This is a genomic window from Nodosilinea sp. LEGE 07298 (genome assembly GCF_015207265.1).
Taxonomy (GTDB): Bacteria; Cyanobacteriota; Cyanobacteriia; order Phormidesmidales; family Phormidesmidaceae; genus Nodosilinea.
In genome coordinates, this window is the sequence record NZ_JADEXE010000239.1 from 1 (window position 1) to 10,407 (window position 10,407).

General features: G+C 51.7%; 7 protein-coding genes. 2 read left to right on the forward strand and 5 right to left on the reverse strand.

Going from position 1 to position 10,407, the window contains the following annotated elements; genetic code table 11:
- From IQ273_RS24640 to psaA, 5 genes are all read right to left on the reverse strand, one after another.
- Positions 1-278: helix-turn-helix transcriptional regulator (locus IQ273_RS24640; RefSeq protein ID WP_194025792.1), on the reverse strand; the 278-nt coding region annotated here is incomplete at its 3' end.
- A 251-nt stretch (positions 279-529) separates the two neighbouring features.
- A complete protein-coding gene (locus tag IQ273_RS24645) occupies positions 530-2,614 on the reverse strand; it encodes a caspase domain-containing protein (RefSeq protein ID WP_194025793.1) in 2,085 nt (694 codons plus the stop codon).
- Between the two features lie 12 nt (positions 2,615-2,626).
- Entirely contained in the window at positions 2,627-3,013 is a 387-nt protein-coding gene (locus tag IQ273_RS24650) for a hypothetical protein (RefSeq protein WP_194025794.1), read from the reverse strand.
- Between the two features lie 576 nt (positions 3,014-3,589).
- Positions 3,590-5,791: a photosystem I core protein PsaB gene (gene psaB / locus IQ273_RS24655; RefSeq protein WP_194025795.1), complete on the reverse strand. Its 2,202-nt coding sequence runs from the start codon at positions 5,789-5,791 to the stop codon at positions 3,590-3,592.
- A gap of 94 nt (positions 5,792-5,885) precedes the next feature.
- Entirely contained in the window at positions 5,886-8,150 is a 2,265-nt protein-coding gene (psaA, locus tag IQ273_RS24660) for a photosystem I core protein PsaA (RefSeq protein WP_194025796.1), read from the reverse strand.
- Positions 8,151-8,848: 698 nt separating this feature from the next.
- Between psaA and IQ273_RS24665 the strand changes: the two genes are divergently transcribed.
- On the forward strand, positions 8,849-9,292 hold the full coding sequence (locus IQ273_RS24665; RefSeq protein ID WP_194025797.1) for an NUDIX hydrolase: 444 nt from the start codon (positions 8,849-8,851) through the stop codon (positions 9,290-9,292).
- A 30-nt stretch (positions 9,293-9,322) separates the two neighbouring features.
- Positions 9,323-10,081 (forward strand): M48 family metallopeptidase, encoded by a 759-nt coding sequence (locus IQ273_RS24670; protein ID WP_194025798.1) that lies wholly within the window; start codon positions 9,323-9,325, stop codon positions 10,079-10,081.
- Positions 10,082-10,407: the final 326 nt, after the last annotated feature.

A 10,407-nucleotide genomic window follows, 5' to 3' on the forward strand; every position in this document is an offset into this window, starting at 1 on the left:
GTACTGAGGTAGTCTTCTAGCTCGCCGAACTCCACCGGGTTGAGGCTGTAGTAGATCCAGCGGCCATCCTGACGAGCGGAGATCAGCCCGGCTTCGCGCAGGGTTTTGAGGTGAAAGGAGAGCTTTGACTGTGCGATCGCCATCCGATCGCACAGATCGCACACGCACATTTCCTGCGATCGCAGCAGCTCAATTACCTCCAGCCGCAGCGGGTCAGAGAGAGCCTTAAACTTAGCAACTGTAGTAGCTGATGAAGTTGTTTGCAGTCCTATCGACATTGCTTAAGGTCTCATAGCGGCTAGATTCCCAGCGTAGCAGAGCTATTTTGGCTTTGGGTACTGTTTTGGCTGTTGAGCACCAATCCAAGTACTAGTTGTCCCTAGATGTCGATAAGACTCGGCAGTCACCAAGCAAGATAAAGGCAATGAATTAAATGATTCTCCTGATAGTAGGAAAGGTTGAAATGGTGAAACTTTTAGTTAACAACTAATTCCCATTTCATTTCACTGTAGAGATCTCAAATAGTTTATTAGTCTGCCAATTGGCATAGGTTATTTGAGTCAACCCAACCTATCTTCCCTATAGCAGGCCCTTCTTTCACTTCCACAAAACTTAGATCAAGGCTACTCATTTGTGAACTAGCTGGCGATCTTGTTAAAGCAACCTTAGTTCCCTCCAATAAGGAATTAGTTTGAACCAAATTAAATTCTCCGGATGCATCTGAGATTGGTTTACCTTGGGCATCAACTTGAAACTGGCTCAGGCTAGTTCCTAAGTTACGAGTCCCACAGATCAGTCGATGACTCTGGCGAGCTATCCTAGCGCGCTCCTGAGCTATCTTAGCGCGCTCCTGTGAGATGCTATTCAGTAGGTCTTGCTGGTTAGTACTCCAGTAATCCTGCGTACTATCAAGCGCCCTAGCATAGTTCTCTGCCGCAGTTAATCTGCCAATGCTTAAGGCTTCTTTGCTTAGATCTAAATTCTTTTGATTTCTTCCAAAGTCTGTTTGCCACGCCGTCAGTCTCTCCTGAGCAGCAGCATGTTCAGAACTAATTGGAAGAACTTTCTTTAGTTCTTGGATGGCACCATCAATGTTCCCATCCTCCTTATACATACTCCACGCTCTGTGACCATTGCTCACTCCTTCCTGATTTACTTCTTCTATACGCATTGCTAGCTTATCCATGAACTCACCAACAGTGGGTGGAAAAGCTGCTGACTGGGAAGCTATTGCTGGTTCTCTGAGCCCTCCTTTCCATAAATACTGATAGGCGAATACTCCTAAAACAGCAGTAGTAATAAAAGCGCCTAATGCTATCAACGATATAACGAAACTAAACCGCTCAGGCTGATTGGGCTCGCTCCCTGAATCCTCTCGACCAAAAAATGCCGGAAACAGTGAAGCCTGGGTAAGGCTAGGGCTCTCTGGTGAATCTGACTTTACTACAGGTGATTGTGGATCAATGAAGCTATTTAACTCAACATTATCATCCTGATTTTCTTCGTTTAAGGGAGCAAGGAAACCAGATACCTCTTTTTCCGATATCAATCTAGAACGAATTGGCTCAACATCTTCATCTTGCAAGCCCGAAATATTTTGAAGACGTTTGAGTTCTGATTCGGATCGTTTGGACAATGGATATTCTTCACGTAGAACACCATATAGAGTATGTTCATAGCTTTGAAGATTTTGCTTCTTTTTGCGATATGGCTCTAATACCTCGTAGGTGATTCTATCTGCGGTATCTCTTGGAATGCCAAGGTTTTCTCGTAGCAATGTTAACGTTTGTTGGGCAATTTCAGAGATCTCCCCAGAATTTGAATTGAACTTAGCCGCATGCTCCACCTCACGACGATATTGAAGCATGGGATCTTTGGTAGGTGCTTGAGCAAGGTAAATGCGGAACCCCTCTTCAAAAACAAAGAACTTAGGCCTCATAGCTGGGACGGCTTCAGTTACTCTCTGGGCTGTGTAGTTATGTAATTCTTGACTTGAAATTAGTCCATCGCCATCTAAATCAGCGGCCCCTGTTTCAATACCCTCGACTAGGTAACGTGTATAAATGGAAGTGTCTGAGTCCTCGCGTTCAAAGGAATACTGCATAGAGGTTGAGGAAGTCAAAACGGCGACTCCTTCTCCACCTAGCTGGTTTTCGATGTCAATTAAACCGTCATCTTTAGCTAAAAAGCCTTCTCCAAAAGCACCGCTGAAACAACAGTCTAGAATTACAACCTTATGGCGTGATCGACTGCGAGACATAGTTTCTTGAATAAACGATGTCTCAACTGAAGTTGAGCGAATAAGATTTCCATGCTTATCCTTAGAGGTCTCCTTACCGGCAAGATAGAGCCTTCCAAAATCATCTTTAATGCCGTGACCTGAAAAAAACAGCAAGGCTAGATCATCTCGACCACATTGTAAAAAGTGATCTTCGATAGAACGCCGAATGATCTGAACATCTTGATCAAGTATCGTCTGAACTCGATCAAAATTACCTATGTCGGGATTCTGCAATACACTCTGCAATGCTTGAACGTCCCTAACCGCTGCAGGTAAGAGGGACAAGCCAGACGAGTAGTTGCTAATGCCTATCAACAGTGCAAACTTTGCCACAATAACAGCCCCCTAGTTAGCAATAAACTCTTGGGCTACCTTCAGGGCAGCAAATAATTCAGCCTGACTGCTAGCTTTTAACTTTAATTTTTTGCCATTGGCCTCTACTTCCATCTCTATGGTTTTGCCCAAGAGACGTTCGCCCAAAAACTGGGATAAGGCCTTAAAGTTAGCAGCACTTACTTCAGCCTGAAGCAACCCTAACAAAAATCCAAAACCCTTACTTTGCTCAGGGGGATTAGGATCAATGACTCGACCTGATTGCTCGACGTCTCCAGATATAGCCAACTGAGCTAACTGTGGCAATAGCTTTTGAACCTCAAGATCTTGTTCCTCAAGATCAAGGGATGGATCAGTGAAGCGCAGGGTTACCCTAACCAGAGAGTAATCAACCGCCATAATATTTTTCCCGCGTAGTAATTTCGCGTCAGCTATAACGCGAACTGATGTACTTCATTAACTACGGGGAGAACACACTAAAGAAATGTAGGGCGTCAATTGCTAAGTATGCCTTGGAGCAAGCGAAGCTCTCCTCTAAATATACGTGAGATTACAGAAAATTGAATAGATGCGGTATGGTAAACAGCACCAGTTCTTCTAGTATCTAGTGATACGTCGGACTCATATAGCCTTGCTAAAGCTCTCAACCCCTCTAACAAGATCATTTATATTTCGATATACAGCTTTGAGCACAAATCTAGAAAAGCCCTAAGGTTTTCCTTTGGTACGGCTGAACCCCTGGATACTCTAAGTGTTGATTTTTCCTCCATTCCCACACTCTCCACCTTAGATACTCACGTACGGGAACCTTCTTTCCAAGTTTTGACGTACTGGGATAAGAGCAGTCCTTTCAAATTAAGACAGAGGAAGATGTACCGCTCTCAAAATTCCCTACAGACAGAGAAACTTGCATAAATAAAGCGCCCCACTGCAATGCAGTGGGGCGCTTTACGTTTACCTAACTAACCTAACTCGCTAGCCGAAACGGCTTGACGTTGAGGCTATCAGGAAGGCCGCGTAGGTGAGAATGTAACCCACCGTAAAGTGAGCTAGACCCACAACTCGACCCTGAATAATCGACATGGCAACGGGCTTGTCCTTCCAGCGAACCAGGTTCGCCAGGGGAGTGCGCTCGTGGGCCCAGACCAGAGTTTCGATCAACTCTTGCCAGTAACCGCGCCAGGAGATCAAGAACATGAAGCCGGTGGCCCAAACCAGGTGTCCAAAGAGGAACATCCAGGCCCAGACAGCTAGGTTATTCATGCCGTAGGGATTGTAGCCGTTGATGAGCTGAGAGCTGTTGAGCCACAGGTAGTCGCGCAGCCAGCCCATCAGGTAGTTCGATGACTCGTTGAACTGAGCCACGTTGCCCGACCACAGTGCAAGATGCTTCCAGTGCCAGTAGAAGGTCACCCAACCAATGGTGTTGAGCATCCAGAACATGGCCAGGTAGAAGGAATCCCAGGCGGAGATGTCGCAGGTGCCGCCACGGCCAGGGCCGTCGCAGGGGAAGCTGTAGCCGAAATCTTTTTTGTCGGGCATCAGCTTTGAACCGCGTGCATCCAGAGCACCCTTGACCAAGATCAGGGTGGTGGTGTGCAGACCCAGGGCGATCGCATGGTGAACCAGGAAGTCGCCAGGGCCAATGGTCAGAAACAGCGAGTTGGCGTTGCTGTTGATGGCCTCAAACCAGCCGGGTAGCCAGACGGCGTTGGCGGTTTGGGTCACGCTATCGGGGTTCGACAGCAGAGTATCGAAGCCGTAGAGCAGCTTACCAGAGGCTGCCTGTACCCATTGGGCAAAGACAGGCTCAACCAGAATCTGCTTTTCGGGGGTGCCAAAGGCAACCACCACGTCGTTGTGGACGTACAGACCTAGGGTGTGGAAACCGAGGAACAGCGACACCCAGCTCAGGTGCGAGATGATCGCTTCCTTGTGTTGCAGAACGCGATCGAGGACGTTGTTCTTATTAGCAACGGGGTCGTAATCGCGAATTAGGAAGATCGCGCCGTGGGCAAAGGCCCCCACCATAATGAAGCCAGCGATGTACTGGTGGTGGGTATACAGAGCCGCTTGAGTGGTGTAGTCCCGTGCCATGAAGGCATAGGGAGGCAACGCATACATGTGCTGCGCCACCAGTGAGGTCACCACACCCAAGGAAGCCAGGGCCAGAGCCAGCTGGAAGTGAAGGGAGTTGTTCAAGGTGTCGTAGAGACCCTTGTGACCCTCACCCAGACCGCCGCCCGGTGGCTTGTGAGCATTCAAGATTTCCTTGATGCTGTGGCCAATGCCGAAGTTGGTGCGGTACATGTGCCCGGCGATGATGAAGATCACCGCGATCGCCAGGTGGTGGTGGGCCATATCCGTCAGCCAGAGAGACTCTGTCTGAGGATGGAAGCCACCCAGGAAGGTCAGAATCGCAGAACCAGACCCGGTCGCCGTACCAAAGATATGGCTAGAGGTATCGGGGTTCTGGGCGTAGACCCCCCAGTTACCGGTGAAGAAAGGCATCAAGCCTTCGGGGTGGGGCTTCATCGAGAGGAAGTTGTCCCAACCCACGTGGACACCGCGAGATTCGGGGATAGCCACGTGCACCAGGTGCCCGGTCCAGGCCAGAGAGCTGACGCCAAACAGACCAGCTAGGTGGTGGTTGAGGCGAGACTCAGCATTTTTGAACCAGGACAAGCTGGGGCGAAACTTAGGCTGAAGGTGGAGCCAACCTGCGAACAGGAAGACAGCCGACAGAATCAGCAGAAAGACCGCGCCGCTGTAGAGGTCGTTGTTGGTGCGCATCCCGATGGTGTACCACCAGTGGTACACACCGGAGAACGCCACGTTAACCGGGGTTGAAGACCCGGCCTGGGAGAAGGCATCTACCGCAGGCTGGCCAAAGTGGGGATCCCAAATCGCGTGGGCGATTGGTTTGATGTTGAGCGGATCTTTGATCCACTGTTCAAAGTTGCCTTGCCAGGCGACGTGGAACAGGTTGCCCGACGTCCACAGGAAGATGATTGCCAGGTGGCCAAAGTGCGAAGCAAAAATCTTTTGGTAAAGATTCTCCTCCGTCATGCCGTCGTGGCTTTCAAAGTCGTGGGCGGTGGCAATCCCATACCAAATCCGCCGTGTGGTCGGATCGGCAGCCAGATCCTGGCTGAATTTAGGGAATTTAGTTGCCATGAATCAAAACGGATTCTAGTACGACATTTGAGTCATGAGTGCGGTATGTAGGGGCGCAGAGCCTGCGCCCCCAGGAGATTCCATGACGAGAAACCTAGCCCACCGCGATAATTCGAGCCAGGAAGAAGGCCCAGGTAGTGGCAATACCTCCAAGGAGATAGTGAGCCACACCCACAGCCCGACCTTGAGTGATGCTCAGGGCGCGGGGCTGAATAGCGGGAGCTACTTTCAATTTGCTGTGCGCCCAGACAATGGACTCGATCAGCTCTTGCCAGTAGCCGCGACCGCTGAATAGGAACATCAGGCTGAACGCCCACACAAAGTGAGCACCCAAGAACATCAGACCGTAGGCCGATAGCGCCGACCCGTAGGAGCCGATTACCTGAGAGGCTTGCGCCCACAGGAAGTCGCGCAGCCAGCCGTTGATGGTGATCGCACTTTGGGCGAAGTTACCGCCGGTGATATGACTCACCGTGCCATCGGGGCTCACTGTGCCCCAAATGTCGGACTGCATCTTCCAACTGAAGTGGAAGATAACAATCGATAGGCAGTTGTACATCCAGAACAGGCCGAGGAACACGTGGTCCCAAGCGGAAACCTGACAGGTGCCGCCCCGACCCGGACCGTCGCAGGGGAACCGGAAGCCCAGTTCGCCTTTGTCGGGTACAAGCCGAGAGCTGCGGGCGTACAACACACCCTTGAGAAGAATCAGTGCCGTTACGTGAATGGTGAAGGCGTGGATGTGGTGCACCATGAAGTCGGCGGTGCCGAGGGTCATGGGCATCATCGCTACCTTGCCAGCCACGGCCACAACATCACCACCAAACACAGGGCTAACACTAGCCATGGCGTTGGGTGCGGTAGCTCCGGCAGCAGCAGCGTGGAACCCTTGCACCCACTGGGCAAAGATCGGCTGTAGCTGAATTGCGGAGTCAGAGAACATGTCTTGGGGACGGCCCAAGGCCCGCATGGTGTCGTTGTGGATGTACAGACCAAAGCTGTGGAAGCCGAGGAAAATACACACCCAGTTGAGGTGGGAGATGATGGCATCACGCGATCGCAGCATGCGATCGAGGGCGTTGTCCATATTCACCGCCGGGTCATAGTCGCGCACCATAAAGATGGCAGCGTGAGCACCGGCTCCCACGATCAAGAAGCCGCCAATCCACATGTGGTGGGTAAACAGTGACAGCTGGGTGGGGTAATCCGTCGCGATGTACGGATAAGGAGGCATGGCGTACATGTGCTGCGCCACGATGATGGTGATGGAACCGAGGATGGCCAGGTTAACCGCCAGCTGGGCATGCCAGGAGGTGGTCAGGTTCTCGTACAGGCCATCGTGGCCCTTGCCACCAAAGAGCAGAGGATCGCCCTTGTGACCTTCCAAAATCTCCTTCATGCTGTGGCCAATGCCCCAGTTGGTGCGGTACATGTGGCCCGCAACAATAAAGAGCACCGCCAGGGCTAGGTGGTGGTGAGCCGTATCCGACAGCCAGAGGCCGCCAGTCACGGGGTTCAAACCGCCCTTAAAGGTAAGGAAGTCAGCGTATACACCCCAGTTCAGGGTGAAGAAGGGCTTCAGACCCTCAGCAAAGCTGGGGTAGAGGTCAGCCATCAAGGCTTTATTGAGGATGAATTCGTGGGGCAGGGGAATATCCTGCGGAGCCACGCCAGCATCCAACATTTTATTAACGGGAAGCGCCACGTGGATTTGGTGACCCGCCCAGCTCAGGCAGCCCAGACCGAGCAGGCCTGCCAGGTGGTGGTTCATCATTGATTCCACGTTTTGGAACCACTCCAGCTTGGGAGCGCGCTTGTGGTAGTGGAACCAGCCTGCAAACAGCATCAGGCCAGCCATCACCAGCGCCCCAATGGCGGTGCAGTACAGCTGGAAGCCATTGGTAAAGCCAGCAGCGCGCCAGTACTGGAACAATCCAGACGTAATTTGAATACCGTGGAAGCCACCCCCCACATCGGCATTCAGGATTTCTTGACCGAAGATCGGCCAGACCACCTGAGCGCTGGGCTTGATACCCGTGGGGTTGGTCATCCAGGCTTCGAAGTTTGAAAACTTAGCGCCATGGAAGTACATGCCGCTGAGCCAGATAAAGATGACGGCTAAGTGACCGAAGTGAGCGCTAAAGATTTTGCGCGAAATGTCTTCTAAATCACTGGTATGACTATCAAAATCGTGAGCGTCGGCGTGAAGGTTCCAAATCCAAGTGGTGGTTTTGGGTCCCTTAGCTAAAGTCCGATCAAAGTGACCCGGCTTGCCCCACCTCTCAAAAGAAGTAGGTACTGGATCCTTATCAACGATGACTTTGGCTTTCGCCTCCCGCTCGCGCGGGGTAGTTGTCATGGAGACTCTCCTCTCTCTAGACAAAAGCAAATCGAGAATCAATCGCCTTGGCTAAAACTGTACCCAGGTGCGCGATCGCTTACAGGCACAACCGATACTTAGGCGGTGATTGCTCTTGAGCATTATAGTCTCGCAATTTGACCCTTTTTGACCGAGGTTAACAATAATTCAATCTGCGGAATCCCTTGATCCATAAAGCTTCCAGAAATGCTCTGATCACAAAATTGATCTCTAGATCAGGGTTCTATTAACAAAACTCAATAAACAACCGACTCGATATCTCCAAATTGGCAGTTTGGCGCTCTTTTTGTTAATTAATGTTAATTATTGATGTTCAAACCTTGATCTTTGGCGGGTTGCAAAGGGCTTGAAATATCCGAAATGGCGGACGTTGAGGCTGTAGCTGAGGGTATGACGACTCAGGAGGCATCGACCATGACTAGGACTATTTACCCCAAGGGCAGCACGATAGCGGGAAAGATCAATAGCTTTGCACCCACCTGGGAGGGGCGGGGATCGGGACGGTAGCAAGGGGCGTTGGGTTTCCCAAATGGTTACATTCGCTTCATCTCGTTTTCTTGAGCTGCTTCTCAACCGTGATCTATATAGTGATGCTGGACATAGCGGACGGGCGCATCGCGTGGGTATGATTTCCCCAGCTTCGCGTTGTATTTGCTGCACTACAGCTAGCCCACACTATGACTTCGAAACCTGAGGTGGCGATCGCTATTCTCTACCAAGGCGATCGCTTCCTCCTACAGCTGCGTGACGACATTCCTACCATTGCCTGGCCGGGTCATTGGGCCTTCTTTGGTGGCCATTTGGAACCGGGTGAATCGCCCGATGTTGCCGTATACCGGGAACTGCAGGAAGAGATTGGTTATGACGCGCCCCAGCTAGCGCGGTTTAAACGATCGGAATCTGAAACTGTGGTACGTCACGTTTACCATGGGCCGCTGGTGGTACCGGTGGAAAACCTGGTGCTAACAGAAGGATTGGATTTGGGCCTGTGGAGCGTTGAGGATATTCGCCGAGGTCAGCGCTACTCTGCCCGTGCCCAGGCAGAACGACCCATTGGGCAGCCCCATCAGGAACTTTTGCTCTCTTTTCTAGGGCAACGTAGGATAGAACAGGCTATCTAAACTAGATAGAGTGCCGTCTCCTGCTGCCCTATGGCTGAAACATCTGAACAGCTCCAGCTTTTTTCTGCTGACCCGGTGGCGCTGCCCGACTACCAGATTCGGGAAAGCAGCCGCGCCCGCCATGTTTCGATCAAAGTTCACCTCAACGGCCAGATCGAGGTGGTGGTTCCCAATGGCTTCGATTACGCTCAGGTGCCCGAGTTGCTGCATCGGCGGCGTGATTGGCTATGGCGATCGCAGCTGCGCTTGGCCCACCAAACCGCGACCTTAGCCGACGAGCATTTTGAGGAAAAGCCAGGGCAGATCGAGGTGCGATCGCGCCACCAAACCTGGCAAGTTGAATATCAGGTCGCCGCTGCCCGCACCCTGGCCATGACCCAGAGCGGTCCCCAAACCCTGCTGCTGCGCGGCCCTGTGGACAATAGCGCTGCCTGTACCGATCTGCTGCGCCAGTGGCTCAGCCGCAAGGCCCGAGCCGAATTTGCTCCCTGGCTGCGGGAGCTGAGTTTTGTGCTCAACCTGCCTTTTGGCCGCATTTCTATTCGGGGGCAGAAAACTCGCTGGGCTAGCTGTTCATCCAATAAAGACATCAGCCTTAACTACAAGCTGCTGTTTTTGCCCCCCGAACTCGTTCACTACGTTTTTGTCCACGAGCTGTGTCATACCGTGCACATGAACCATTCCGCCGCCTTTTGGCAGCTGGTTGAAGAGAAGCAGCCCGGACACCAGCAGTACCGCGATGAAATTCGCAACGGCTGGCAGTATGTGCCGCGCTGGGTCGAGGACTGAGACACTTTTTGGGAAATAAGCTACTTCAGTAGGAGAGTTCCTAGGCTGACGTAAGTAGGTGGAAGAAAGCCAGATCTGCTGCTGGGGCCATTTCGCTGGCCCCAGTCCCCCTTCGACCAGGGTCGTTCCGCCGCCCTGGACCCAACGGAAAGAACTAGCCGATCATCGGTTTAAACCTATGTTTTGTAAATCAATTTGTAGGAGACATTAAACCCTGAGGTTCCAAACCGGGTTCTAAGAACAGGGACAAGTCCCTGAGCATAAGCCCGATTATTCAACTCAAAACTCGACTCTCTCCCATCCGCCTACCCGTCCACTCATCTACT

Excerpts from the sequence above, each read along its gene's own strand:
- IQ273_RS24665 (WP_194025797.1), top strand. The coding sequence starts at position 8,849 with ATGACTTCGAAACCTGAGGTGGCGATCGCTATTCTCTACCAAGGCGAT.
- IQ273_RS24650 (WP_194025794.1), bottom strand. The coding sequence starts at position 3,013 with ATGGCGGTTGATTACTCTCTGGTTAGGGTAACCCTGCGCTTCACTGAT.
- psaB (WP_194025795.1), bottom strand. The coding sequence starts at position 5,791 with ATGGCAACTAAATTCCCTAAATTCAGCCAGGATCTGGCTGCCGATCCG.
- psaA (WP_194025796.1), bottom strand. The coding sequence starts at position 8,150 with ATGACAACTACCCCGCGCGAGCGGGAGGCGAAAGCCAAAGTCATCGTT.
- IQ273_RS24670 (WP_194025798.1), top strand. The coding sequence starts at position 9,323 with ATGGCTGAAACATCTGAACAGCTCCAGCTTTTTTCTGCTGACCCGGTG.